24 protein-coding genes are annotated in these 25,103 nt (G+C 46.7%); 12 read left to right on the top strand and 12 right to left on the bottom strand.

Annotated elements, in window-relative coordinates:
• The 6 genes from rfbC to glyQ form a co-directional block, all read right to left on the bottom strand.
• Complete coding sequence (gene rfbC, locus LVJ86_RS02855) at positions 1 to 543, bottom strand: dTDP-4-dehydrorhamnose 3,5-epimerase (RefSeq protein WP_047761102.1); 543 nt, start codon at positions 541 to 543, stop codon at positions 1 to 3.
• A gap of 17 nt (positions 544 to 560) precedes the next feature.
• Positions 561 to 1,433, bottom strand: a complete 873-nt coding sequence (rfbA, locus tag LVJ86_RS02860; protein ID WP_047761103.1) for a glucose-1-phosphate thymidylyltransferase RfbA — start codon at positions 1,431 to 1,433, stop codon at positions 561 to 563.
• Between the two features lie 30 nt (positions 1,434 to 1,463).
• Positions 1,464 to 2,540 (bottom strand): dTDP-glucose 4,6-dehydratase, encoded by a 1,077-nt coding sequence (rfbB, locus tag LVJ86_RS02865; protein ID WP_047761104.1) that lies wholly within the window; start codon positions 2,538 to 2,540, stop codon positions 1,464 to 1,466.
• Positions 2,541 to 2,576: 36 nt separating this feature from the next.
• On the bottom strand, positions 2,577 to 3,020 hold the full coding sequence (locus LVJ86_RS02870; protein WP_047761105.1) for a DUF7832 domain-containing protein: 444 nt from the start codon (positions 3,018 to 3,020) through the stop codon (positions 2,577 to 2,579).
• Positions 3,021 to 3,132: 112 nt separating this feature from the next.
• Complete coding sequence (glyS, locus tag LVJ86_RS02875) at positions 3,133 to 5,196, bottom strand: glycine--tRNA ligase subunit beta (protein WP_047761178.1); 2,064 nt, start codon at positions 5,194 to 5,196, stop codon at positions 3,133 to 3,135.
• Between the two features lie 81 nt (positions 5,197 to 5,277).
• Entirely contained in the window at positions 5,278 to 6,183 is a 906-nt protein-coding gene (glyQ, locus tag LVJ86_RS02880) for a glycine--tRNA ligase subunit alpha (protein WP_047761106.1), read from the bottom strand.
• Positions 6,184 to 6,366: 183 nt separating this feature from the next.
• On the opposite strand from glyQ, the gene LVJ86_RS02885 reads away from it, so the two are divergent.
• A complete protein-coding gene (locus LVJ86_RS02885; RefSeq protein WP_047761107.1) occupies positions 6,367 to 6,954 on the top strand; it encodes an OmpA family protein in 588 nt (195 codons plus the stop codon).
• A 218-nt stretch (positions 6,955 to 7,172) separates the two neighbouring features.
• Here the strand turns inward: LVJ86_RS02885 and gap are convergent, their stop codons facing one another.
• The 3 genes from gap to LVJ86_RS02900 form a co-directional block, all read right to left on the bottom strand.
• Positions 7,173 to 8,204 (bottom strand): type I glyceraldehyde-3-phosphate dehydrogenase, encoded by a 1,032-nt coding sequence (gene gap, locus LVJ86_RS02890; protein ID WP_047761108.1) that lies wholly within the window; start codon positions 8,202 to 8,204, stop codon positions 7,173 to 7,175.
• A gap of 490 nt (positions 8,205 to 8,694) precedes the next feature.
• Positions 8,695 to 9,387: a 16S rRNA pseudouridine(516) synthase gene (locus LVJ86_RS02895; RefSeq protein ID WP_047761109.1), complete on the bottom strand. Its 693-nt coding sequence runs from the start codon at positions 9,385 to 9,387 to the stop codon at positions 8,695 to 8,697.
• A gap of 127 nt (positions 9,388 to 9,514) precedes the next feature.
• Positions 9,515 to 9,991 (bottom strand): NGO0322 family iron-responsive protein, encoded by a 477-nt coding sequence (locus LVJ86_RS02900; protein ID WP_047761110.1) that lies wholly within the window; start codon positions 9,989 to 9,991, stop codon positions 9,515 to 9,517.
• Positions 9,992 to 10,228: 237 nt separating this feature from the next.
• Between LVJ86_RS02900 and dnaQ the strand changes: the two genes are divergently transcribed.
• The 9 genes from dnaQ to greB all read left to right on the top strand — a co-directional run bounded on the left by dnaQ (position 10,229) and on the right by greB (position 18,224).
• The gene (gene dnaQ, locus LVJ86_RS02905) at positions 10,229 to 10,951 is read left to right on the top strand and encodes a DNA polymerase III subunit epsilon (protein WP_047761111.1); all 723 of its coding nucleotides are present in this window, start codon (positions 10,229 to 10,231) and stop codon (positions 10,949 to 10,951) included.
• Positions 10,948 to 11,631, top strand: a complete 684-nt coding sequence (ispD, locus tag LVJ86_RS02910; protein ID WP_047761112.1) for a 2-C-methyl-D-erythritol 4-phosphate cytidylyltransferase — start codon at positions 10,948 to 10,950, stop codon at positions 11,629 to 11,631. Before dnaQ ends, ispD begins: the two co-directional genes overlap by 4 nt.
• Before the next feature lie 228 nt (positions 11,632 to 11,859).
• On the top strand, positions 11,860 to 12,339 hold the full coding sequence (gene ispF / locus LVJ86_RS02915) for a 2-C-methyl-D-erythritol 2,4-cyclodiphosphate synthase (RefSeq protein ID WP_047761113.1): 480 nt from the start codon (positions 11,860 to 11,862) through the stop codon (positions 12,337 to 12,339).
• A gap of 80 nt (positions 12,340 to 12,419) precedes the next feature.
• A complete protein-coding gene (gene rpiA, locus LVJ86_RS02920) occupies positions 12,420 to 13,085 on the top strand; it encodes a ribose-5-phosphate isomerase RpiA (protein WP_047761114.1) in 666 nt (221 codons plus the stop codon).
• A gap of 261 nt (positions 13,086 to 13,346) precedes the next feature.
• A complete protein-coding gene (locus LVJ86_RS02925) occupies positions 13,347 to 13,952 on the top strand; it encodes a thermonuclease family protein (protein WP_053008338.1) in 606 nt (201 codons plus the stop codon).
• A gap of 177 nt (positions 13,953 to 14,129) precedes the next feature.
• Positions 14,130 to 14,768, top strand: a complete 639-nt coding sequence (gene nth, locus LVJ86_RS02930) for an endonuclease III (protein WP_047761115.1) — start codon at positions 14,130 to 14,132, stop codon at positions 14,766 to 14,768.
• A gap of 210 nt (positions 14,769 to 14,978) precedes the next feature.
• On the top strand, positions 14,979 to 16,478 hold the full coding sequence (locus LVJ86_RS02935) for a DegQ family serine endoprotease (protein WP_047761180.1): 1,500 nt from the start codon (positions 14,979 to 14,981) through the stop codon (positions 16,476 to 16,478).
• A gap of 129 nt (positions 16,479 to 16,607) precedes the next feature.
• Positions 16,608 to 17,693, top strand: a complete 1,086-nt coding sequence (gene nagZ / locus LVJ86_RS02940; RefSeq protein WP_047761116.1) for a beta-N-acetylhexosaminidase — start codon at positions 16,608 to 16,610, stop codon at positions 17,691 to 17,693.
• A gap of 39 nt (positions 17,694 to 17,732) precedes the next feature.
• On the top strand, positions 17,733 to 18,224 hold the full coding sequence (gene greB, locus LVJ86_RS02945) for a transcription elongation factor GreB (protein ID WP_047761117.1): 492 nt from the start codon (positions 17,733 to 17,735) through the stop codon (positions 18,222 to 18,224).
• A 179-nt stretch (positions 18,225 to 18,403) separates the two neighbouring features.
• On the opposite strand, the gene LVJ86_RS02950 is transcribed toward greB, so the two are convergent.
• On the bottom strand, positions 18,404 to 19,099 hold the full coding sequence (locus LVJ86_RS02950) for a VIT1/CCC1 transporter family protein (RefSeq protein WP_047761118.1): 696 nt from the start codon (positions 19,097 to 19,099) through the stop codon (positions 18,404 to 18,406).
• A gap of 379 nt (positions 19,100 to 19,478) precedes the next feature.
• Positions 19,479 to 20,339, bottom strand: a complete 861-nt coding sequence (locus tag LVJ86_RS02955) for an MBL fold metallo-hydrolase (RefSeq protein ID WP_047761119.1) — start codon at positions 20,337 to 20,339, stop codon at positions 19,479 to 19,481.
• A 104-nt stretch (positions 20,340 to 20,443) separates the two neighbouring features.
• Here LVJ86_RS02955 and LVJ86_RS02960 point away from each other — a divergent pair, with 104 nt between their 5' ends.
• Positions 20,444 to 21,367: a LysR family transcriptional regulator gene (locus tag LVJ86_RS02960; RefSeq protein WP_047761120.1), complete on the top strand. Its 924-nt coding sequence runs from the start codon at positions 20,444 to 20,446 to the stop codon at positions 21,365 to 21,367.
• A 91-nt stretch (positions 21,368 to 21,458) separates the two neighbouring features.
• Here LVJ86_RS02960 and mutL read toward each other — a convergent pair whose 3' ends face one another.
• A complete protein-coding gene (mutL, locus tag LVJ86_RS02965; protein WP_047761181.1) occupies positions 21,459 to 23,414 on the bottom strand; it encodes a DNA mismatch repair endonuclease MutL in 1,956 nt (651 codons plus the stop codon).
• 283 nt (positions 23,415 to 23,697) lie between these two features.
• Between mutL and LVJ86_RS02970 the strand changes: the two genes are divergently transcribed.
• Entirely contained in the window at positions 23,698 to 25,077 is a 1,380-nt protein-coding gene (locus LVJ86_RS02970) for a putrescine aminotransferase (protein WP_047761121.1), read from the top strand.
• The last annotated feature ends 26 nt before the right edge of the window (positions 25,078 to 25,103 follow it).

The following is a 25,103-nucleotide window of genomic DNA, read 5'->3' on the forward strand; positions in this document are numbered from 1 at the left end:
TTAATCTAATATTGGGGCTTTGTGAAGCGGTAAACCATTCAAATCTTTAGCTGAAAGTTGCGGTTCGCCTTTTAGTGGCCAGTCTATGCCGATATCCGGATCGTTCCAAAGCAGGCAGTGTTCTGCTTCGGGATTATAGTAGTCGGTACATTTGTAGACAAATTCGGCACCTTCGCCCAAAACATAAAAGCCGTGGGCAAAGCCTTCGGGAACCCAAAGTTGGCGGCGGTTTTCGGCTGATAGTTCTGCACCGACCCATTTGCCAAGAGTGGGTGAGTTGCGGCGTAGGTCGACAGCGACATCAAATACTGCTCCGGCTACCACGCGTACCAGTTTGCCTTGGGTGTTGCGGGTTTGGTAATGGAGGCCGCGCAGTACGTTAGCAGATGATTTCGAATGGTTTTCTTGTAAGAAGGTACAGGGGGCGATATGGGTTCGGAACCATTCGTCACGAAAGGTTTCCATGAAAAACCCCCGATCATCGCCGAAGACTTTCGGCTCTAGGATTTTAACGTCTGCAATGGCGGTGTCGATAATGTTCATATATTTTCACCTTTGGTTTAATGGGTATGTTGCAGTAGTCGCAACAGATAGCGTCCGTATTCGTTTTTTGCCATAGGTGCAGCCAGGGTTTCGAGTTGGCCGTCTGAAAGCCAACCATTGCGCCATGCAATTTCTTCTAAGCAAGCAATCTGCATATTTTGCAGTTCTTCAACGGTTTGTACGAATGATGCGGCTTGATGTAGGCTTTCATGTGTGCCGGTATCTAGCCAGGCAAAGCCACGACCGAGTAGTTGTACTTTCAGCGAACCGTCTTCTAGGTACATTTGGTTAATACTGGTAATTTCCAGCTCACCCCGTTCGGACGGTCTAACCTGTTTGGCAAATTCCGTTACTCTGTTATCGTAGAAATACAGGCCGGTTACAGCCCAGTGTGATTTGGGTTGGATTGGTTTCTCTTCGATAGAAAGGGCGCAGTAGTCTTTGTCGAATTCAACAACACCAAAGCGTTGCGGGTCTTTTACTTGGTAGGCGAATACCGTTGCGCCATGGCTCTGTGCTGCTGCTTTTTGCAGGCTTTGGCTGAATGATTGCCCGTAGAAGATATTGTCACCCAATACTAAGCATACGCTGTCGTTACCGATGAATGACTCGCCTATGATAAAAGCTTGGGCCAGACCATCAGGACTGGGTTGGACGGCATATTCTATTCGTATGCCGAAATCACTGCCATCACCGAGCAGACGGCGGAAAGCCGCATTATCTTCAGGGGTGGTAATGACTAAAATTTCACGTATACCAGCTAGCATTAATACCGATAAAGGGTAATAAATCATCGGTTTGTTGTAAACTGGTAGTAGTTGTTTGGATACGCCGCGGGTAACCGGATAGAGTCGGGTACCTGAGCCGCCAGCCAAAATAATACCTTTCATACGTTTATTCCTTGTTATAGCTTGTGTGTATTACCGATCCCGTGTGGTTGGGTGTCCGAGCCGCTCCATTGCATATGAACCGTCTAATACACGTTGCCACCATTCGGTATGATTCAGATACCATTCTACGGTTTTTCGCAGGCCGCTTTCAAAGCTTTCTTGTGGTTTCCAACCTAATTCGCGTTCGATTTTTGAGGCATCTATGGCATAGCGGACATCATGCCCGGGACGGTCAGGAACGAACGTAATCAAATCTTCGTAATGGTTTACACCATCGGGCTTTTGAGGAGCTATTTCTTCAAGTATTTGACAGATGCTACGTACGACATGAATATTGCTTTGCTCGTTGTGCCCGCCGATATTGTAGGTTTCACCAACTGTGCCCCGGGTAAGGACAGTATAGAGCGCGCGGGCATGATCTTCTACAAATAACCAATCACGTATTTGCTGGCCGTCGCCATAAACAGGCAGCGGTTTGCCTGCCAATGCATTTAATATCATTAAAGGAATGAGTTTTTCTGGGAAATGATAAGGGCCGTAGTTGTTTGAGCAGTTGGTCACCAGTGTCGGTAGGCCGTAAGTGCGCTGCCATGCGCGTACAAGATGGTCGCTTGAGGCTTTGGAGGCAGAATAGGGGCTACTTGGTGAGTAGGGCGTGGTTTCGGTAAACAAGTCGTTCTTGCCGTGTAAGTCGCCATACACCTCATCGGTAGAAATATGATGGAAACGGAAATTATTTTGAGTTTCGGCTGGCAGTTGTTGCCAATAAGATCGAGCTGCTTCAAGAAGGGTATAGGTGCCGATAATATTGGTTTCCATAAAGGCTGCTGGGCTATCGATAGAACGGTCGACATGGCTCTCGGCAGCCAAATGCATCACGGCGTCAGGCCGGTATTCTGTAAAGATGCGGTCTAATTCTACGCGGTTGCAGATATCGGTTTGCTCGAAAGCGTAGCGAGGGTTGTCGGCTACGGAAGCGAGGGATTCCAAATTGCCGGCATAGGTAAGTTTGTCGACATTGATAATATGGTGTTCGGTATGGGTGATAATATGGCGGATAACTGCCGAACCGATAAATCCGGCACCGCCGGTAATCAGAATGTTCATTAGAAATTTCTTTTTTAATATTTATAGGTTTATAGATTAGCGCAAAGACTCTTGCCATTGTTCGAAGGCCGTCTGAAAAACTGCTGCCAGTAGCCGTTGATTTTCATTGCTGTTGTTTACGTGATAAAAACTGTCGAGTTCAGGGGTATTCATGGTGGTCACGTAATCTTCCATAAATTTACCATAGCCTTCGTCTTCATCATCATAATAAAAGGCGGTAAAGCGTTGTCCTAGCTCATTAAAATCTTCAGGAATAAGTGCCCCGTCCATATGGGTCAATACAAAATCAGCACCGCTCATCTCTCCGGCCAGCATGGCTTTAAAATCCGAGGCGCTTTCGGGGGAATTTTGCCAAGTAGGGTTTGCCAAGCCTTGCGAGGCGGCCCATGCCCAATACATACCGATATGGGTGGCTGCGGCTTCCGGCGGAAGGTTGGCAGGATAGTTTTCATCTGTATGGAATCGGATATTGTCGTACATGGCGGTAGGCTTTCTTTATAAGCGGTTTGACCGATTATAGCATTTTTGCGGAAACGACAGAGGCCGTCTGAAAATAGACGGCCTCGGGAAAATATACATTCCGGCTTTAACCTTAGTCGGTTAGCTGTGAAATATCGGCTACCGCATTGAGTTGCTCAGCTAAACTGTTCAGTAAGTTAAGGCGGTTTTGCTTAATGCTTGCATCATCTGCCATCACCATCACACCGTCGAAGAATGTATCTACTTGCGGCTTGATAGCAGCCAACTCGGATAAGGCGGTTTGGAAATCCTGTGCAGCCAGTGCTGATTCGATCTTAGGTGCCAGATTTTGAGCGGCTGTGAACAAGGCTTTTTCTTCTTCTTGCTGGAATAGGGCAGGATCAGGCAAGCCCAATTCGGCATCGGCCTTTTTCAGCAGGTTTTGTACACGTTTGTTAGCTGCGGCCAAGGCAGAGGCTTCCGGCAGTGTCTTAAATGCGCTTACAGCCTGCAGACGCGCTTCGATATCACTTAAGCGTGAGGGCTGTTTGGCTAAAACGGCAGCAACGATATCTTGCGGATAATCATTCTGAAGCAATACGGCCAAACGTGCACGCATAAAGTCGGCTACTTCGGCTACGGTGTTAGATGCGAGTTTGCCGGCAGGAAAACTGTCGTAAGCGGCTTGAAGTAAATCATTGATGCCCAAATCATGCCGCATGAGCATCCGTAATACGCCCAAAGCGGCACGGCGCAAGGCATATGGATCTTTGTCTCCCGTCGGAATCAGGCCGATGCCCCAAATCCCTACCAAGGCTTCGAGTTTATCTGCTAGCGCAACGGCGGTGGCCGTATGGCTTTCGGGTAGTGAGTCACCTGCAAAGCGCGGTTGGTAGTGTGCTTCGATGGCAGAGGCTACTTCTTCGCTTTCTCCGTCTAGGCGGGCATAGTATTTGCCCATAGTACCTTGTAACTCGGGGAATTCACCTACCATTTCGGTAACCAAATCTGCTTTGGCCAAGCGGGCGGCACGCTCTGCTGTTTTGCTATCGCTGCCCAATGCTTCGGCCGCATAGGCGGCAATTGTGGTAAGACGGGCTACACGTTCTGCCTGGCTGCCCAGTTTGTTGTGGTAAACCACATTTTCCAGTTTGGGTAAGCGGCTTTCAAGCGTGGCTTTTTGGTCTTGCTTGTAGAAAAATTCGGCATCAGCCAAACGGGCGCGTAATACACGTTCGTTTCCGTGGATGATATGCGCGGGGTTCTCGGCTTCTAAATTGGATACCAATAAGAAGCGATTCATTAGTTTTCCGTTACCGTTTAACAGCGGGAAGTATTTTTGGTTTTGCTGCATGGTGAGGATCAGGCATTCTTGAGGTACGGCGAGGAAATGTTCTTCAAATCCCGCTTCGAGTACGACAGGCCATTCAACTAATGCGGTAACTTCGTCTAATAGGGCCTCATCGGCAGCTACGGTCGCTCCCAAGCCGGCGGCTTGTTGGTTTAAGGCTGATTGGATAGCCGTTTTGCGTTCGGCAAATGAAGCAATGACTTTGCCCGTACTCCGCATTTTTTCAGCATATTCGTCAGCATCGGAAAATACTATTTCTCCTTGAGACAGAAAACGGTGCCCTAAGGTATGGTTGCAGCTTTGCAAACCTAATACGGTTGCGGGTACGGTATCCTTGCCATGCATCACGACCAAGCCGTGAACAGGGCGCACGAAGGTATGGGTACTGCTACCCCAACGCATAACTTTCGGAATCGGCAGTTTTTTTACTGCTTGCGCCAACATATCACTGATAAGTGCGCTCAATGGTTGGCCGGTTTGGGTAAATTCGTAAGCATATACATCTTGCTTTCCGTCATTGACGATCGAAAGCGAAGCGATATCGGTATTGCATGAGCGGGCAAAGCCTTCTAAAGCTTTAGTTGGGGTGCCGTCTTTCATACCGGCTGCTACCGAAGGGCCTTTGCGGGTAACTTGGCGGTCGGCTTGTACGGATTTGACGTTACGTATTTGAACAGCCAGACGACGGGGCGAGGCGTAGGCGGTGTAATCAGGATTGCTTTCGATAAGTTGTTCTTTTTCCAAAGATTCGACGATGGAGTCTACCAAGCTGTTGCCCAAAAGATTGAGGGCTTTGGGCGGCAGCTCTTCGGTGAGCAGTTCGATTAACAGGGTTTGGTTAGTCATAATATTTTTAACTTTCGGTATGTTTTCAGACGGCATTCTTGAGAGAAACATCAGGCCGTCTGAAAATATCTTTTAATGTTTTTAATCGGCTTGTTTTTTAATCAGCGGAAAGCCTAATTTTTCACGGCTTTCGACAAATTTTTGCGCGACCATACGGCTGAGGGTGCGCACTCGGCCGATATAGGTGGCCCGTTCGGTAACAGAGATAGCACCGCGCGCATCCAGTAGGTTGAAGGTATGGCCTGCTTTCAATACTTGTTCGTAGGCGGGCAGGGCAAGGCTGGTGTCTTCTACTTCCAACAAACGTTTGGCTTCGGCTTCGAAATTATTGAAGTTTTGCAGCAGAAGTTCTACGTTGGCGTATTCGAAGTTGTAGGTAGACTGTTCAACTTCATTTTGGTGGTATACATCGCCGTAGGTAACGGTTTGGCCGTCGAGCGTTTTCGCCCATACCAGATCGTAAACATTTTCAACGCCTTGCAGATACATGGCCAAGCGTTCGATACCGTAAGTGATTTCGCCCAGTACGGGAGAACAATCAATACCGCCTACTTGTTGGAAATAGGTAAACTGGGTAACTTCCATACCGTTTAACCATACTTCCCAGCCCAAGCCCCATGCGCCTAAAGTTGGATTTTCCCAGTCGTCTTCTACGAAGCGGATATCGTGCTCCAGCGGTGAAATACCCAGTTCGCGCAATGAATTGAGGTAAAGCTCTTGGATGTTTTCCGGCGCCGGCTTTAATGCCACCTGAAATTGGTAATAATGTTGCAAACGGTTGGGGTTGTCGCCGTAGCGGCCGTCTTTAGGGCGGCGGCTGGGTTGTACGTAAGCGGCAAACCAAGGTTCCGGGCCGAGGGCGCGCAGGCAGGTGGCCGGATGGCTGGTACCTGCTCCGACTTCCATGTCGAAAGGTTGCAGGACGGTACAGCCGTGGTTAGCCCAGTAAGTTTGCAGCTTAAAGATGATTTCTTGAAAGGTCAGCATGATAAAGTGTTCGGAATAGTAGAGAGATAAAGCCGCTATTTTACTGTTTCGGCGGCCTATTGAACAGGGATTCGGCTGTCGCATCGCCGTTAAGTTGGGTATAATGCGAAAAATCACTAAATTACGGTGTATTACAAATACGCTGATATCCTGTTTGCTTTACTTTGAAAAGAGAGGCTGGAAATGTCTGATCGTGACGACGATAAAGAACAACGTTTAGGTTTGTGGATTGCCGGCGGAGCTGCGGGCCTGGCTGTTTTGGCAACATTATTTTACGGTATTTGGGGCTGGGAAAACGGCCATGTCGAAGGTGCGCCCACTTATGGTCAGGTCTCGGCAGCTTCTGCTGAAACGGTAGCTGCTTCTGCCGCTTCCGGCGAAGCAGTGACTAATCCGGCCGAAGTTATTTTGGCTCCTGTTGCAGCCAGTGCGGCAGATGAAGCTTCCGTAGTTGTGGAAAATGGCGTGGTGAAATTCTATTTTGCCAGCGGTAAGGCGGATTTGGCCGTTGGTGCGCAAGATGCTTTGCAAGACGTATTGGCCGGTACTCAAAATGGTAAAAAAGCAGTGGTTTCCGGTTTTCATGACAGTACCGGTAATGTACAGCAAAATGAAGAATTATCGAAACAACGTGCTTTTGCCGTACGTGATGCCTTGTTGGCCCTCGGTGTGCCTGAAAGTCAGATCGAGTTACGCAAACCGGCCAGCTCGGATGGCGGCGGTAGCGGTAGTAATGCCGAAGCTCGTCGCGTTGAGGTAGTTTTGGAGTAAAGTTCCCCTAACTTTTGAACAGCCCGGAAATATCCGGGCTGTTTTATTTTTAGTGGCGGATTATGGATTAGATAGTAGCGGATTAGAAAAAAATGTGAAAGGACGTAGGATAGAAAGCCTTTTAGAAGGCAAGAAATGTTCAAATAGATAAGATCGGGCCAGATAAAAGTATTAAAGGCCGCCTGAAAAGACGGCCTTTGCTATATTGCGTTTGGAAATTATTTGAACGGTTTAACTTCCAAGCCGAACATCGCACGGGCGGTATTTAGCATTTGGCAGCTGAACCCCCACTCGTTATCATACCAAGCAAATACTTTAACCATATTGCCGCCGGTTACTTTGGTGAGCGTGGCATCATAATGGCTGGCTTCGGTAGTGTGGTTGAAATCCATAGAAACCAAAGGAAGGCTGTTGTAACCTAAAATTCCTTTTAACGGGCCATTTTCGGCGGCTTTTTTCATGATTTCGTTAATTTCGTCTACAGTAGTATCTCTGCCTGCCTTAAAGCTGAGGTCCACCAGCGAAACGTTGATTGCCGGTACCCGGATGGCCAAGCCGTCTAAGCGGCCTTTGAGTTCGGGTAATACCAAGCCGACCGCTTTGGCTGCTCCGGTTTTGGTTGGAATCATATTCTCTACACCACTACGGGCGCGGCGTAAGTCTTTATGGCGTACGTCGGTAATGTTTTGATCGTTGGTCAGGGCGTGGATGGTAGTCATCAACCCTTTACGGATGCCGATGGCGTCATTGAGTACTTTGGCAACGGGGGACAAGCAGTTGGTTGTACATGATGCATTGGAAACTACAGTCATATCGTCAGTTAAAACATCATGGTTCACACCGTAGACGATCGTAGCGTCTACATCGTCTCCACCGGGAGCGGAAATCAGCACTTTTTTTGCGCCCGATTCTAAATGTACCTTAGCTTTTTCTTTGCTTGTGAATGCGCCGGTACATTCCATTACCAAGTCTACTTTCAGTAGTTCCCAAGGTAATTCCGCTGGGTTGCGGGTAGAGAAGAAGGGGATTTTTTTACTATTAATAATTAAATGGTTTTCATCATGATCAACATCGGCGGAAAAGCGTCCGTGTACGGTATCAAATTTGGTCAGATGGGCATTGGTTTCCAAACTGCCGCTGGCGTTAACGGCTACAATCTCGAGTTGGTCTTCCAATTTATAATCGTAGATTGCGCGTAATACTTGGCGTCCGATACGGCCATAGCCGTTGATGGCAATCCTAATGCCCATGTTTGAATTCCTTATATAATATAGTTTATGTTTCGCAAAATTGCAGTTTTTTGGCAGGGCGGATTATATCGTAATGTAGTGGTGTGTAGTCAAGGTGGAGTTACAAGCGGTTACAGTTTGAAGCCATAAGGTGTTGCATATGAGAACGGTTATTCAGTGGTTAGATGATATGGGAAATAGGTGCTAGGAAAAATTGGGAAAAACGGTACGGATAGATAATGTAAAGATATAAATAAAAGGTGGCAGGCAAGGTTTAAAAACAGCAGATAAAAAAAACCATCTATACCAAGGGGAAAAGTATAGATGGCCAAACACATTACGGGGAAAACGTCTTACTCACTTACTCACTTCTCATGAAGTAAGTGTTACTTCAGACGTAAGAATTATATAATAGTTCACTAAAATTAGTGTTAATAATTGTAAATATGAAAAATGAATAAATAATTTGTTGATATTAAATAAAATTTAATAAATTTATTTGACTGGGATTTTATGGATTTAAGGGGGAAATAAATTTCCATTGCCCGGGTAATAACGATTGGGTATCCAGTTCTCCGAATTTTTCACGGTGTAGATGGCTGACTCGGTTACCAGCGGCAGCAACCATACGTTTGACTTGATGGTATTTGCCTTCGGTAATGGTAAGCATCAGCGTAGTGGGGGTTTCCAATACGGCATCTGCGGCACAAACGGTTTCTTGATCATCGTGCAGCAAGACGCCTTTTTTCAGCGTCATGCAGATTTCCTCATCTGCCGGGTGCTTGAGTGTGACGCGATAGAGTTTGGCCACTTTATGCTTTGGCGAAGTAACCCGATGGTTGAATTGGCCGTCGTTAGTAATCAATAAAACACCGGTGGTGTCTGCGTCAAGCCTGCCGACTGCCTGCATATCTATATTACGCATATGGTTGGGAAACAAGCTGAAGACACTCGGATATTGTTGGGGCTTGTGTGAGGTTTCATAGTTGGCAGGTTTGTTGAGTAATATATAAAAAAAAGGCATCGGTACTGTGACGATTTCTTCACCATCTATTTCTAACTTGTAGATATCATCAGGATTAATATCGGCTTTGGAGTTGTTGGAAATTTCACCGTTGAGGGCGATACAGTCGTTTTCGATCAGCCATTGGCATTGTTTGCGACTGCCTACGCCTTGTGATTGGATATATTTGAGTAGTTGCATGGTGATATGGAATATTGAATACAAAGCCGTATTGTAATTTATTTGAGGCCATCTGGAAGGCAAAAAAAAGCCCCTGCGTGAGGGGGCGTAAAAGGAACACAAACCACTACCAAAATTTTATGGGCATCTATAAATCTGCTATGGAAAGATGGGCTGCAGGATATAAAGCCCTATGCAAATCTCCGGCACAAAGTGTGAAATCTTGGCTATTGCCTATAGTAAAGCGGCCTTGTAGGGGTATCAGCTCAAGCAGATGGGTATTGGCAACTTGTATTAAAGAATCCTTTGTATGACGTATGCGTTGCTGGAGTGTGTGTAGTGCGCGGCTATACAGGCTGCTTTTAGGACTGATAGCTTTGGTGTCTGCAATCCAGCTTAAACGGGCTTGATTAGCATTGTCTTCTATCAGAAAAATCCCTTGGCGGTTTCTATACGGTATATCCGCTTGCGGCAGCCAAACATAATAATTGCCATCAAGCGTAACATATACGCTCTCATGAACCTCAGCGCTGCTATTACATTGGGTAGCTAATAGCAAACGATATGTATGCTGGTGTAGTCGCAATATATCTAGAGAGATTTGCTTGAAAATATTTTCTGGCATATAACTCTCCTTTACTGTTGGTTACCGTTAACCATATAGTACGGAAAATTAAAAATAATTGCAAATGATAATTGTTTTTATTTAAAAAAATTATTTTAGTATTTTGTATTTAAAGGAAATAAAGTTTATTTAAATAGGGGTGGTTATGGTTTTTCATTATCGGAACAGGCTTATTTTTACTTTGACGGCTGCTTTTAGTATGATGCGGTTGAATTTTAAAGAAAGCTTTTATCTAGTATGAGCCAACGTCAAATTATTCTTGATACCGAAACCACGGGTCTTTATCCCCAAAGCGGCGACCGTATGGTGGAGTTTGCCGGTTTGGAAATGGTAAACCGCCAATTTACCGGTAGTAACCTACACTTATATATTCATCCGGAACGTGATATGCCGGAAGAGGCGGCCGCCGTGCATGGTTTAACGATTGAGGTGCTTGAAGAAAAAAATGCGCCTATATTTGCCAAGGTGGGACAGGAAATTGCCGATTTTTTACGCGGAGCCGAGTTGATTATCCATAATGCCAAATTCGACGTAGGTTTTTTGGATATGGAGTTTTCCCGTATGGGTTTGCCAAGCATAGAGGAGTTGGGCTGCCGTGTTACGGATACTTTATCGATGGCGCGCGAAATGTTTCCGGGCCAAAAAGCCAGTTTGGATGCGTTGTGTACCCGCTTTGATGTAGATCGTAGTAAGCGTGTGTACCACGGTGCATTAATTGACTGCGAATTGTTGGGTGAAGTGTATCTGGCGATGACGCGTGGCCAGTTCAGTTTGGTTGATGGTTTGGCGGAAACCGCTGCCCAAGAGGAGGTACGGCAAGTGGCACGTCCTGTACATTTGAAAGTGTTGAAGGCAGATGAAGCCGAATTGGCCGAGCATAAAGCATATTTGGATATTTTGGACAAGGCTTCCGGTGGTAATTGTATTTGGCGGCCTAAAGAAGCAGAGGCTGAAGCATGAGGCGTAATATCGCATTGATTCCGGCAGCTGGAGTGGGCGCGCGTTTTGGTGCAGACAAGCCTAAACAGTATGTCGTGATTCATGGTAAAACAGTATTGCAGCACACGCTGGACATATTCATCAATCATACAGCTATACATCATGTAGCCGTTGTATTGTCGCCGGAGGATAATTATTTTCAGACGGCCTCATGTGAGCGTGTGAGCATCTTACGTTGTGGTGGAGCAAGCCGTGCGGAAACGGTGCGAAACGGTATCAATGTTTTGCTGGGAAAAGGTGTTGCAGCGTTAGAGGATAACATTTTGGTGCATGACGCCGCACGTTGCTGTTTACCCGAACAAGCTCTAGACCGATTGATCGAATCGGCGGGAAGCCGCTCCGAAGGGGGAATCCTGGCTGTGCCGGTTGCCGATACGCTCAAGCGGGCTGATGCAGGGCAGCAGGTTGAAGAGACCGTTTCCCGGGATGGTTTGTGGCAGGCACAAACGCCGCAGCTGTTTCAGGCTGCATTGTTACAGCGTGCTTTGTCGGGTGATTTAGATAAGGTAACTGATGAGGCAGGTGCTGTGGAAGCATTGGGCATAAGACCATTTTTGGTAGAAGGGGATAGCCGCAATTTGAAATTGACCCTGCCACAGGATGAATATATTGTGCGCCTGCTTCTTTCGGATAATTTGTGAAATATCTACTGTAGGACGATTTAATGGGCGACAAGCCACAGTCGGTTGTTGATGGGGTTCCTATAATAATGTGCCGTCTGAAAATAAACGAATGAAGGGTAAACCTCAAGGGTATCTATGGTGCCTCCAATAAGTATGGTCTGATTTGGTTAGGCCCATGATTTTTTTAGGTAAAGATTAAATAGGATCCGTATAGGGATCTGATATAGAAAGTATGAAGGTTAAATAATGAATATCCGTATCGGACAAGGCTATGATGTGCATCAATTGGTAGAGGGGCGCCCTTTGATTCTTGGCGGAGTAACGATTCCGTTTGAGAAAGGTTTATTGGGGCATTCTGATGCCGATGCTTTATTGCATGCGATTACAGATGCACTGTTAGGTGCCGCGGGTATGGGCGATATCGGCAGCCATTTTCCTGATACTGCAGCAGAATTTAAGGATGCAGACAGCCGCATATTATTGCGTGAAGCCTACCGTAGCGTAGTAGAGGCTGGCTGGCGTGTGGTTAACGTAGACAGCACCATTATTGCTCAGCAGCCTAAGCTTGCTCCGCATATCGCTGCCATGCGTGCCAATATCGCTGCGGATTTGGGTTTGTCTGAAAATGCCGTCAACATTAAAGGAAAAACCAACGAAAAGCTGGGCTATTTGGGGCGCGTAGAAGCAATTGAGGCACAGGCTGCGATCTTGTTGCAAGCAGTATAGGGCGGTGTGAAACTGCTGCGGCAGCGGTGGAAAAATGTTAGGATTTATTGGTCAGTGTGGTTTCAACGAGGAGATATTTCATGGCAACACAAGATGATTTGAAGCGTATTGCGGCAGAAAAAGCCGTAGAATTCGTACCTGAAAACGAGTATATCGGTATTGGTACGGGCTCAACCGTTAATTTCTTTATCGAAGCTTTGGGAAAAAGCGGTAAGAAAATTAAAGGGGCGGTCGCTACCTCTCAGGCAACGGCCGATTTGATGGCTAAGTATGAAATCCCGCAGGTAGCTCTAAACGATGTGATGGGTTTGGCGGCTTATTTTGATGGTGCAGACGAAGTCAATCATTCGTTGCAAATGATTAAAGGGGGCGGCGGTGCGCATTTGCGTGAAAAAATTGTCGCCAGTATGGCGGATACTTTTGTGTGCATCGCGGACGAAAGCAAATATGTGTCACGTTTGGGCAAATTCCCCCTGCCGGTAGAGGTGATTCCGATGGCACGCTCGATGGTATCCCGTCATTTGCTGGCAATGGGTGGTGAACCGGAATTGCGTTTGAATTTTGTTACCGAGTCTGGTAATCAGATTGTAGATGTACACGGTATGTATTTCCCTCAACCTTTAACTTCGGAAGACGAAATTAATAAAATCGCCGGTGTGGTTGAAAACGGCTTGTTTGCCCGTAATGCGGCCGATATTTTGGTGTTGGGAACTGCTGATGGGGCAAAAGTCATTAAGCCTCAATAGTAAATTGTTGGTATGATACCGGCAAAGGCCGTCTGAAAGCCTAGTTTCAGACGGCCTTGTTTTATTTATGGGGTAGTACAAAAGAGTGCAGTGGAATGTTTTCCGAGAAGTATTTATATAAGAATTAGTAGATAAAAATATTAGAACTAATATTTAAGAATTTGAAAATACGCGGAAAATAAGTATTAAACAAAGGATTCGGTTTGGTTGGCGGTATCAACGGCCGATAAAGGTAGCTGGCAAATATTTTAAGTAGTAAATATGGATTTGAGTTTTTTATATGGCTGGGTAGTGGCCATATTCGGTTTGTTGGGTGCAAATGTGTCGGATGCGGCATTGCCCCAATGGCTTCAAAATAGTGTTGAGTTTATCAGGAAGCAAAGTCGTGAGCAGACTGAATCGGCAGCACAGGCACACTTTGGCGCATATGTGTCTGCCGTATCTGATGGTGACAGTATCAGGGTAATTGATCCAAACGGCCAACGGCGGCGTATACGTTTCGCTTATGTCGATGCTCCCGAATTAAACCAAGCATACGGTAAAGCAGCGCGTAAGGCCTTGATGGAGATTATCGAGGGACAAAATGTGGAAGTGCTGGTGTTCGATCGCGACCGCTACGGACGGGAAGTCGCTCAAGTCCGCCTCAATGGCCGGGATGTAGGTTTGTGGATGATTGCCAACGGGCATGCTTGGCATTATAGGCAGTATGCAAAGCGTGCTCAAAATGGTGTGGACTACAGTGATTATACGTATGCCCAAGCGCAAGCCCGGCAAAACCGTATTGGTTTATGGCGGGCAGCCCGGCCGCAAGCTCCGTGGGATTTTCGGGCAATGATCAGGGAGCAGCAAAGTAATACGGGTAAGTAAATATTAAAGAAACAGTATTCGGAAAACCATATACAATATTTGATTTAAGGGTAATGCCTCCCGGATGATATGCGCCCCCTGAACAATTGTCGCCTAGCCGCTCATAAATAGGCCGTAGCTGCCGTGTTAGGTCGGTTTGCGATACAGGATTTATCACGATACAAAGTATGATTGATTATGAACAAACATATCCGCCAAGAAATATTTGAAAGATTGCGTGCCGATAATCCGCATCCGACTACCGAGTTAAATTTCAGCAGCCCATTTGAGCTACTGATTGCCGTATTACTTTCTGCGCAGGCAACGGATGTTGGCGTAAATAAAGCCACGGCCAAGCTTTTCCCTGTTGCCAATACACCGCAAGCCATGTTGGATTTGGGTTTGGAAGGTATTATGGAGTACACGAAAAGCATCGGGCTTTATAAAACCAAATCCAAGCATATTATTGAAACTTGCCGTATTTTATTAGAAAAACACGGTGGGGAAGTGCCGGATACCCGAGAGGCTTTGGAAGAGTTGCCCGGTGTAGGGCGTAAAACGGCGAACGTTGTATTGAATACGGCTTTTCGCCAGCTTGCTATGGCTGTAGATACCCACATTTTCCGAGTCAGTAACCGTACACGGATTGCTCCGGGTAAAAATGTACGTGAGGTTGAAGACAAACTGATGAAGTTTGTTCCGAAAGAATTTTTGCTGGATGCCCATCATTGGCTGATTTTGCATGGCCGGTATACCTGTAAGGCCCAGAAGCCGCAGTGCGAACGTTGCATTATTAATGATTTGTGTGAATATCCAGCAAAAACAATAAAGATATAAAATATTTTCCTTGGAAAATATTTCTAAAGATATTGCTTTGCTATGGTAATTGTTTATATCGCATTTTGTTTGGGGCTCTGCTTATTTTTTCAGACGGCTATAAACAAGTATTTCATTTTTTTAATAAACGTTTTGTGCAATCAGGCTTGATTTCATTTAAAATGATCTTTGGATCGGTTGATGGACAATATGAAAACAAAAGGAAAAGTTGTGAATAATAAGCCAAAATATATCGCACTGCTTCTTGCTTCTTCGCTGGCTTTGGGCGGCTGCGACAAAGTAAGTAGTTTCTTTGGTCAAGATGAAGCTAAAGAAGGCAGTTTGGTACAAACGGTCGAAACTAAAACCGAGGACGGCACGGTTAATATGCTGCTGCCCGACTTTACCAAACTGGTTGAGCAAGAAGGCCCGACGGTTGTGAATATTCAGGCAAACAAAGCGACGATGACGACTGCATCGCGCAGTGACAACGGTATGGACTTGAGCCAATTCACCGACAATGATCCGTTTTACGAGTTTTTCAAACGACTGGTTCCGAATATGCCGGATGTGCCGCAGCAAGAAGAGGATTCCGAGCTTAATTTCGGTTCAGGCTTTATCATCAGCGCCGATGGCTATATTCTCACCAATACCCATGTAGTCAACGGAATGAACAATATCAAGGTGTTGCTTAACGACAAGCGCGAATATACAGCCAAGCTGGTTGGTTCGGACCAGCAATCCGATGTGGCATTATTGAAAATCGAAGCCAAAGACCTTCCGGTCGTAAAAGTCGGTAATCCCAAAACTTTGAAGCCGGGCGAGTGGGTTGCCGCCATTGGCGCCCCGTTTGGCTTTGATAACAGTGTGACGGCAGGTATCGTATCGGCTAAAGGGCGTAGTTTGCCAAATGAAAATTACACCCCGTTTATTCAAACCGATGTGGCGATTAACCCCGGTAACTCAGGCGGCCCGTTATTTAATCTGCGCGGACAGGTAGTTGGTATCAACTCTCAAATCTATAGCCGTAGCGGTGGGTTTATGGGTATTTCTTTCGCCATTCCGATTGACGTTGCCATGAATGTTGCCGAACAATTGAAATCAACCGGTAAAGTACAGCGCGGTCAATTGGGCGTGATTATTCAGGAAGTTTCGTATGATTTGGCCAAATCATTTGGTTTGGACAAGGCCAGCGGGGCGTTGATTGCCAAAGTTTTGCCGTCTAGCCCGGCTGCTAAGGCAGGATTGCAGGTGGGCGATATCGTCCGCAGTGTAAACGGTGAAGAAATCCGTACCTCAAGCGACTTACCCGTTATGGTAGGTGCAATGGCACCGGGTAAAGAGGTCATCTTGGGGGTATGGCGAAAAGGTAAGGAAGTAGAAGTCAAAGTGCAGCTTGGTTCGGTTGATGGTGCTAATGAGTCGGGTGAGGCTGCATCTGATAATACTACCTTTGGTGCACAACAAGGCCAAGGTTTTACCATAAGTGAAATGGGATTGAGTTTGCAGGTGCGTGAGCGTAACGGTAGTAAACGCTTGGTGGTGTCGAATGCGGAAGGGTTGGCGGCACGGGCAGGGTTACGCAGGGGCGATGAGATCCTGGCTGTTGGCCAATTGAGCGTAGAAGATGAGTCTACTTTCCGAAGTGCCATCGAAAGTACGGGAAAAAATATTCCGCTTTTGGTGCAGCGCGACGGCAGTACTTTGTTTCTTGCAATGAATCTGCAATAAAGATGATTAATGCGTTTCAGACGGCCTTTTTAAAAAAAGGCCGTCTGAAATTTTTGAAAACCATAATTTAGTATATTTGATTCGGCTTCAAATCAGTAGGCCGGATTTTATGTTTTCTCCGAGGATACTATGTCTGAAACCCGTATTCCGCGCGGCCCGGTAATGGCCGATGTACAAGCTTTCAAGCTTACTGAAGAAGAAAAGCAGCGCCTGCGCGACCCGGCAGTGGGCGGCGTGATTTTATTCCGTCGAAATTTTGAAAATATCGAGCAGCTTAAAGCGTTGGTGGTGGAAATCAAAGCTTTGCGTACTCCCGAATTGATTATTGCCGTAGATCATGAAGGAGGAAGGGTACAGCGTTTCATAGAAGGCTTCACCCGTTTGCCCGCCATGAGTGTATTAGGTGAAATTTGGGATGAATCCGGAGCGGATGCAGCTAAAGCTCAGGCGGAACAAGTCGGTTGGGTATTGGCTACCGAACTTTCTGCTTGCGGTATTGATCTATCATTTACGCCAGTGTTGGATTTGAACTGGGGGCAATGCGCCGTTATCGGTAACCGTAGTTTCCACCGAGAGGCTGAGGTTGTTACTGAATTGGCTTTGGCATTGCAGAAGGGTTTAAATCGTGGCGGTATGAAAACTTGCGGTAAGCATTTTCCCGGTCACGGTTTTGTAGAGGGAGACAGCCATCATGTGCTTCCACAAGATAATCGTTGCCTGAAGGAGCTTGAAGCGGCCGATATTCTGCCTTTCCGCCGATTGGCTGCCGAAGGTATGGCGGCGGTGATGCCCGCACATGTGGTTTATCCTCTGGTAGATTCGAAGCCCGCAGGCTTTTCTGAAAAATGGCTCAAGCAGATTCTGCGTAGGGATATCGGCTTTAACGGGGTGATATTTTCAGACGACCTGACTATGGAAGGCGCTAGCGGGGCGGGCGGAATTAAAGCGCGTGCGCAAATTTCGTTTGATGCGGGCTGCGATATTGTTTTGGTATGTAACCGCCCGGATTTGGTCGATGAATTACGTTGTAATTTTGAAATGCCCGACAATTCCGAGTTGGCTGCACGCTGGCAGTATATGGCCAATACTTTGGGAACGGAAAAAGCGCAAGCGATTTTGGAAATGCCCAAGTTTCAAGCTGCTAGGGTTGCCGTTGCCCGTTTGGCGAGTCCTAAAGATTTGGCCGGCGGTGTGAAAGTAGGTGAAGCATTTTAACGGTATTTTTATGATTGGTTAGGCTTAAGTATTGGCAAAATGAATGATACGCTGAAGAATTATATTACCCCTAGCGGTTGGCAGGCATTAAAAGACGAGCTTTATCAGCTGGTCAATAAAGAGCGCCCTGAAATCGTGCAGGTAGTGAATTGGGCGGCCGGCAATGGCGACCGTAGCGAAAACGGCGATTACCTTTACGGTAAGCGTCGGATGCGTGAAATTGACCGCCGCATTCGCTTTCTAACCAAGCGTTTGGAAGCGGCCGTGGTTGTGGATCCCGAAGCAAGAGAGCCGACCGATCAGATATTTTTCAGTGCTACGGTTGAATTGTTGCGTGGTGATGGCAGCGAGCAAACCGTTAAAATCGTCGGAGTGGATGAAATTGATACTGCCCGCAACAAAATTTCTTGGGTATCTCCTTTGGCCCGTTGTTTGATTAAAGCGCGCGAGGGAGATGAAGTTGTGCTGAACGGTCCGGATGGACAGGAAACCATCGAGATTTTATCGGTACAATATATCAAGATTGACTAAAGAATTTCTATTTAAAGTGATTTTCGTAAAATAGGCCGTCTGAAAAAACAGAAGATAAGTATCTGTAATTTTCAGACGGCCTATATTTAAATTTTGATCTATCGGTATCCGTATTAAAAGATTTCACCCCGCTGTTTTTCAGAAAGCGGGGTGAAATCTTTTATGGAAATGAGAAGGCTTTAAGCCACGTTTACCCCCAATAATTTACCGATGAAAGCCGTGGATGCCAATGCGACGGAGCCCCAAATCAATACGCGCATCAGTGCCGGCAGAATCCGTGCGCCGCCGAGTTTGGCCGATAAAAAGCCCAAAATGGCCAAGCCGATTAAAGTGGTTCCGGCTAATACCGTCATTAATTGTTCGGAAGGAGTGAGCAGCGCAACAAGCAGCGGAAGGATAGCTCCGCAACAAAAAGCCAAAGCGGAGGCTCCCGACGCTTGCAAAGGATTGGCACTGGCGGTTTCGGTAATGCCGATTTCGTCACGTGCGTGGGCATCGAGCGCATTATGTGCGGTCAGCTGTTCCGCCACTTGTTGAGCCAGCTCTGGTGTCAGTCCGCGTTGGCGGTAAATTCCCGCCAGTTCAGCTAGTTCACGTTCGGGGTTGTTGGCCAATTCATATTCTTCTTTGGCTAAGTCGGCGCGTTCGGTATCAGATTGGCTTGATACGGATACGTATTCGCCAGCTGCCATGGAAATGGCTCCAGCTACCAAGGCGGATACACCGGTAAGCATTAATGTGTGGAAATCGGGCTTGGCAGCGGCTAAACCCATCAAAAGGCTGGCGGTTGAAATCAGGCCGTCGTTTGCACCGAGCACACCGGCCCGCAGCCAGTTACCGCGGTGGCTGTAATGTTGTTCGCTGTGGGAATGCATGAGAGTTCTCTATCGTTAATAATTTCTTATAAATCTTAACATAGAAGGATTAAGTAAAGCTTAAATTAGAGAGTAAGCGAATAGCTGCCCGGTTTGATTGCTACTGCCAGGCCTTCTTTTGTGTCTGTGTTTCTATTGCATCACAATATACTGTGCCTATGACCTTTGCCATAAGTAAGTCTGTAAAGATTGATCGGTATAAAATAGGTATTAAGATTGAACAACTTCGGAGGGTGAGTCCTATCAGGTAAGCACGTTGGTGCATATCCGTGCTTACCAAGATTAATAAAGGACTGTGGTGTGTATTTCAGTAGTAAAAAACGCTGAGATTCTTAATCGTATTTACAGAGTTTCGGGGTATCAATTGTTTTGTTTCCGCTTATTGCGGCCATTTCATTTCACCGCTTAATACCTTGGCACTTAATTCCAAATCTTGGGTGCCTTTGTAATTCGGATATTCGGCTTTTATTTTTTGGATAAATACCTTGCTTGTTTCACCTGGATGCCAATTTTTTTCCACATGGCGCAGATATTCTTGGTTTTCTTGAATAACCTTTGGACTAGGTGTACCGATAAAGTGTCCGGGAATAACCGTTTTGGGTTCTAATTCTGCCATTTGTTGAAGGCTTTGCTGCCAGCGGCTACGGGCTTCTGCCGTTTGGCTGTCAGCCAACCATAAGTGCATACCTTGGTAAAGTTGCACACCGCCAAATAGGGTGCGGCTTTGCGTATCCCATAAATAGGTATGTGCAGGGTCAATATCTTGGCCTTTTATGGCTATGCGGCTGTTGCCGACTGTCAAGTTGTTGCCGGTAAAAGGTTGTGGCAATACTAAAGCCTTTGGGGCATTTTCTTTTAGAATCGGTGACCAATAGTTGTATTTGCCGATAATACTGTTTTGAATATGATTAGCAGTTTCGGGAGTAGCGATTACCTTTGCCTTTGGAAAAGCTTGGGTGATGACATCTAAGCCAAAATAAAAATCAGGATCATAGTGGCTGATATAAATGATTTTCAGAGGTTTGTTGAGTGATTGCAGTTGAGATACTACTTTCAGTGCGTCATTACGTTGGAATTGTGCATCTACAAGCATCAACTCGCTGTCTCCTTCGACGATAACGCTGGTAACCGGGAAAATACTATTTTCTTGAGGGTTGTAAGTATGAAATTTTAAGTTATCCGCTAAAGCGGTTTGGCTTAAAAGTGAAGCAGTTAGAAGTAGTGCGGCGGTATTTTTCATTGTATAGAACCTTATATTGGATAACGAATTTGATTGTATTCGTTTTAAAAATAAAAAAATAGATACTAAAATGAAAGTATTGTTTTCAAATATGGAAATTAAAAATGGATTTAAATGCAGTAAAAATGTTTATTGCCTTGGTTCAAGCGGGAAGTTTTTCGGGTTGTAGCACTAAAACAGGCATTCCTATTGCCACTTTGAGCCGAAAAATTAAAGAGTTGGAAAGATACTTGAGCGTACAGCTTATTGAGCGTTCCCGCCAAGGTATCCGTTTGACATCAAGCGGCCAGCAGCTTGTTGAACAGGCAGGAGAAAGTATTGAAAGTTTGAGTACGGTAGAGCAGTATATCCGTAACAGCCAGCAAAAATTAACTGGAAAATTAAGACTTTCGATGCCGCAAGCTTTTGAATTGTGGTGGGCATTACTGCATGATTTCCAATTGGCTTATCCTGATATCGATGTACATGTAGCAGCGAATAACCGAAAACTCGATCTGATTGCTGATGGTATTGATGTGGCTGTTAGAGTGGGAGCTGTCGGAGTGGAAAATATGGTAGCGAAAAAAGTGATGGAACTGGAAATGCGCTTGGTAGCCGGAAAAACGTTTACTGCCCGTTACGGCATGCCGGACAGTATTGACAGGTTATTGGATTTTCCTTTGGCTTGTAATGCAGAGGCGGCGGATAAGCAGGCAGAATGGAGACTGGGTGGTGAGATACTGGTGGTAAAGCCGCATTTTGCTACCAATGATTATTTCCATTTGCGATATTGGGCATTGTTGGGTAACGGTATATGTGAGCTGCCGGCGATGCTAGCAGATAGTTTTATCCGTAGTGGAGAGCTTGTCATCGTTTTGCCAGAGCAGGCTTTGCCTAAGCAAAATATCCATTTGGTTTATCCCAGCCATCGTCATCCATCCAGCATCGTGCGTGTTTATATTGATTTTTGTGTAACTTGGTTGCAGCAACATGATATGGTTGGGCAAGCAACTTTGCAAGGTATTCCCTTGAGATTGGGATTAGGGTAGCTTGTAAATTTATTTTTCTATATTAATCAATTATCTTGTTATGTCTGTCGGCTATTCTTTAGGATAGCAATGTAAGGGTTATGGATAGTGATTATTGCCCGCGTAAAAAAAGTGAATCTAAATCTTTTAACGACAGTTTTACCCAAGTAGGGCGGCCGTGGTTGCATTGGTTGCTACGCGGTGTACGTTCCATATCGCGCAAGAGAGCGTTCATTTCGGGCAGGGTGAGTTGGCGGCCTGCACGTACCGAACCGTGGCAGGCCATGGTAGCAAGCATTTGGTTTTCCCGTGCTTCTATGGTTTGGGCCGATCCTGTATGGGCGACTTCATGCAGCATATCGCGCGCCAGTGCGGCAACATCTGATTTCCCTAGCATTTGCGGTACGGCCCGCACGGCGATGGTGTTGCCGCCCATATCGGAAAGTTCCAAGCCGTATTCGCACAATATTTCACCGTGATCTGCCAAGGCGGCGATTTCCTCATGGCTTGCGGTAAAGGTAACGGGGATCAGAAGAGATTGTGAGGATAGGCTGCCTTGTTCGTTGCGGCGTGCTTTCATTTTTTCATAATTCACCCGTTCGGCTGCAGCGTGCATGTCTATCAGCAACAGGCTTTCCTCGGCTTGAGCCAATATATAGATGCCTAAAAGTTGGGCGATGGCGAAGCCGAGGGGAGGTGTTTCCGTATCGGTTGTTTGGTTTTCACCAGTGGAAGGTGTGGTGATTCCGTTTGTTTTGCCACCGAAATAAGCCGATTCTATTGGGTGCAGCTCGGTATCGTTGTGATTAACCGGTTTATGGTCACGGTATAGCTCCGCGTATGTATTGAGTGCAGCCTGGCTTTCGCGTAAGGATAGGCTGCGTTGTTGGGGCGGCCGTGCGGCCGGGGTATAGGAGACAGGCGTGGATTTGATATTGTCATTTTTAAAAGTAGCACTTTTTTCGGCAGGTAAAGGATTCATGCCGTCTGAAAAAGAAGAGGTAGGGTTTGCAGAGTTTTTTTCCACTGCAATGTTATGCAGTATGCTGCCTGCATTGCTAACGCTTTCGGTTTGGTCGGCCCGGGTTTCTGCCAAGGCTTTGTTGAGGGTGTGGAAAACCAGCTGATGTACGGCTTGGCTGTCTCGGAAACGGATTTCGGTTTTGGTTGGGTGTACGTTGACATCCACAGCTTCGGGCGGCAGTTCTAAAAATAGTACGAATGCGGGGGTAAGTGCATTGTGCAAAACGTCGCGATAGGCTTGCTTAACGGCATGTAGCATGACTTTATCGCGAACGAAGCGGCGGTTGACAAAGCAGAATTGTTTGTCGGTTTTTCCTTTGGTAAAAGTGGGTTTGGCAATAAAACCGGTTAAACGCAACGGGCCGCTGCCGCTGTCGATTTCCAGCGAGGCCGTCTGAAAGTCTGCGCCGACAATCGCGGCTACGCGTTCACCGAGCGATTGCGGCGGATATTGGAAAACGGTTTTACCTTCGCGCTTGAGAGAAAAACCGATATGGGGATTGGCCAATGCCAGGCGTTCGAGCATGGTGGCGCAATGGGCGTATTCGGTGTTTTCTGACTTCAAAAATTTACGGCGTGCCGGTGTATTGAAAAATAATTCGCCGACTTCTACGGTAGTGCCGACCGGATGTGCGGCAGCACCGCCTTGGTGGAGTTTGCCGTCTACGGCACTGATGCGTCGTCCATGGCTGTTATCGGCTTGTCGGCTGGTTAGTGTGAGCCGCGATACCGATGCGATACTGGCTAAACCTTCGCCACGAAAACCCATACTGGCCACGCGCTCCAAATCGGAAAGGCTTTGTATTTTGCTGGTGGCATGGCGTGAAAGCGCCAATTCGATATCGTCCGGATGAATGCCTTTGCCGTTGTCGGTAATGCGGATGAGTTTGATGCCGCCGCCCGAAAGTTCGACATTGATTTCGGTAGCGCCCGCATCAATGCTGTTTTCAACGATCTCCTTGACGGCGTTGGCCGGGCGTTCGACTACTTCACCCGCTGCGATTTGGTTGACAAGATGGTCGGGAAGGGCGGCAATACGGTTCATTTTCATCAATCGGCAAGGGTACTTAATGGGGGTGATTATAGCGTATAGGCCGTCTGAAAGGAAAAAGCTCCCTCTTGACGACTTTTGATTAAACAGGGTAGATTGGTGTCAAAGCAAGTTTGCTTTTGTTTTTTTAGATTTTTTTATTCCATTTTATCTTAGCGGTGCCATGAAAGAATTATCGAATCAGCCGGCTTAATTTTATTGGTTATTCAGTTTTTGTAACGTTTCATCAATAAGGTTGTGCCTGCGGTGAGTACCATGTGCGATGCCAGGAGGAACTATGCAGAAAACCAGCCCAGCCAGCAGAAACCTTGATGAGGCTTACCTTGAAGCCAGCCGTATGCTGGATATTGTCAATACACCCGAGGAGCAATTGAATGACGAACAGCGCCATTGGGTATCTTCTCAAGTAGCCGAAAATTTTGCCAACCACGTTAACCGCGGCTTTTTGAATTATCGAAAATCAGTAACCGAAACTACGGATTTTGCGCTTACCGATTGGTGCGGCGAAGGTTCGATATTACGCGATATTATGGGGCGCGAATATATCGATATGCTCGGAGGATTCGGGCTTTATAGCCCGGGTATCCGTCATCCTAAAATTGTTGCAGCTGTCAAAGCCCAGCTTGACCGAAGCCCGCAATACAGTCAGGAAATGCTTGATCCCTTGCGAGGGCAGTTGGCTAAAGTATTAGCCAAACTGACTCCGGGAAATCTGCAATACGGATTTTTTGCCAATAGCGGCACCGAGGCGGTGGATGGGGCGATGAAACTGGCCAAGCTTTATACGGGACGGCGCGGTTTTATCTCGACTACCGGCGGCTTTCATGGCAAATCTTTAGGTGCGCTTTCGCTGTTGGGTAAGTTTGTTTACCGCGAGCCTTTGCTCCCTCTGCTGGGCGGTATCCGCCATGTACCATACGGTGATGCCGATGCGGTGGAGCAACTTTTGCGTATCGCCGATTCGGTAGGCAGTATGGATGTGGCGGCCGTTGTGGCAGAACCCGTGCAGGGAGAGGCCGGAGCGATTGTTCCGCCTGACGACTATTGGCCTCGATTGCGCGAAATATGTAGCCGTTATGGCGTCTTGCTGATTGCCGATGAGGTGCAAACCGGTTTTGGCCGCACCGGTAAAGTATTCGGTGTAGATCACTGGGGGGTAACGCCCGATATCATTTGTTTCGGCAAAGCCTTGGGCGGTGGCGTAGTACCGATGTCCGGCTTTTTCTCTAGCGCTGAAATTTGGGCATGTCTCGAACCCAATCCGTTCATGCATACCACTACTACGGGCGGTAACCCGTTGGCTTGTGCCGCTGCGCTAGCCGGAATCAGTGTTATGCTCGAAGAAAACCTACCTCAGCAGGCAGCGGAAAAAGGCGAGTACCTGATGAAGAAAATCGGTATGTTGCGCAACAAATATCCGCATATTTTGAAAGATATCCGCGGTAAAGGCTTATTGCTTGCTATGGTGTTTGAAAACGATGAGATCGGCTATAAAGTGGTTTCGGGTTTGTTCAAGCGCAATGTGTTGACTTCGGGTACGCTGAATAATTCTTCAGTCGTTCGTCTTGAGCCCGCACTCAATATTTCTTACGAATTACTCGATGAAGTGTTGTTACGGTTGGAAGATACGCTTAAAAGCGTCAGCGAAGCGGTTTAAATGAAAAGGCCGTCTGAAACAGAGTG

The sequence above is a fragment of the Neisseria arctica genome, assembly GCF_022870905.1.
Lineage (GTDB): Bacteria > Pseudomonadota > Gammaproteobacteria > Burkholderiales > Neisseriaceae > Neisseria > Neisseria arctica.

Coding starts and splice junctions, on each gene's coding strand:
- greB (WP_047761117.1), top strand. CDS start 17,733: ATGAATGATACGCTGAAGAATTATATTACCCCTAGCGGTTGGCAGGCA.
- nagZ (WP_047761116.1), top strand. CDS start 16,608: ATGTCTGAAACCCGTATTCCGCGCGGCCCGGTAATGGCCGATGTACAA.
- rfbC (WP_047761102.1), bottom strand. CDS start 543: ATGAACATTATCGACACCGCCATTGCAGACGTTAAAATCCTAGAGCCG.
- LVJ86_RS02925 (WP_053008338.1), top strand. CDS start 13,347: ATGGATTTGAGTTTTTTATATGGCTGGGTAGTGGCCATATTCGGTTTG.
- LVJ86_RS02870 (WP_047761105.1), bottom strand. CDS start 3,020: ATGTACGACAATATCCGATTCCATACAGATGAAAACTATCCTGCCAAC.
- rfbA (WP_047761103.1), bottom strand. CDS start 1,433: ATGAAAGGTATTATTTTGGCTGGCGGCTCAGGTACCCGACTCTATCCG.
- rpiA (WP_047761114.1), top strand. CDS start 12,420: ATGGCAACACAAGATGATTTGAAGCGTATTGCGGCAGAAAAAGCCGTA.
- LVJ86_RS02895 (WP_047761109.1), bottom strand. CDS start 9,387: ATGCAACTACTCAAATATATCCAATCACAAGGCGTAGGCAGTCGCAAA.
- gap (WP_047761108.1), bottom strand. CDS start 8,204: ATGGGCATTAGGATTGCCATCAACGGCTATGGCCGTATCGGACGCCAA.
- rfbB (WP_047761104.1), bottom strand. CDS start 2,540: ATGAACATTCTGATTACCGGCGGTGCCGGATTTATCGGTTCGGCAGTT.
- glyS (WP_047761178.1), bottom strand. CDS start 5,196: ATGACTAACCAAACCCTGTTAATCGAACTGCTCACCGAAGAGCTGCCG.
- LVJ86_RS02955 (WP_047761119.1), bottom strand. CDS start 20,339: ATGAAAAATACCGCCGCACTACTTCTAACTGCTTCACTTTTAAGCCAA.
- LVJ86_RS02950 (WP_047761118.1), bottom strand. CDS start 19,099: ATGCATTCCCACAGCGAACAACATTACAGCCACCGCGGTAACTGGCTG.
- glyQ (WP_047761106.1), bottom strand. CDS start 6,183: ATGCTGACCTTTCAAGAAATCATCTTTAAGCTGCAAACTTACTGGGCT.
- ispF (WP_047761113.1), top strand. CDS start 11,860: ATGAATATCCGTATCGGACAAGGCTATGATGTGCATCAATTGGTAGAG.
- mutL (WP_047761181.1), bottom strand. CDS start 23,414: ATGAACCGTATTGCCGCCCTTCCCGACCATCTTGTCAACCAAATCGCA.
- nth (WP_047761115.1), top strand. CDS start 14,130: ATGAACAAACATATCCGCCAAGAAATATTTGAAAGATTGCGTGCCGAT.
- dnaQ (WP_047761111.1), top strand. CDS start 10,229: ATGAGCCAACGTCAAATTATTCTTGATACCGAAACCACGGGTCTTTAT.
- LVJ86_RS02900 (WP_047761110.1), bottom strand. CDS start 9,991: ATGCCAGAAAATATTTTCAAGCAAATCTCTCTAGATATATTGCGACTA.
- ispD (WP_047761112.1), top strand. CDS start 10,948: ATGAGGCGTAATATCGCATTGATTCCGGCAGCTGGAGTGGGCGCGCGT.
- LVJ86_RS02960 (WP_047761120.1), top strand. CDS start 20,444: ATGGATTTAAATGCAGTAAAAATGTTTATTGCCTTGGTTCAAGCGGGA.
- LVJ86_RS02885 (WP_047761107.1), top strand. CDS start 6,367: ATGTCTGATCGTGACGACGATAAAGAACAACGTTTAGGTTTGTGGATT.
- LVJ86_RS02970 (WP_047761121.1), top strand. CDS start 23,698: ATGCAGAAAACCAGCCCAGCCAGCAGAAACCTTGATGAGGCTTACCTT.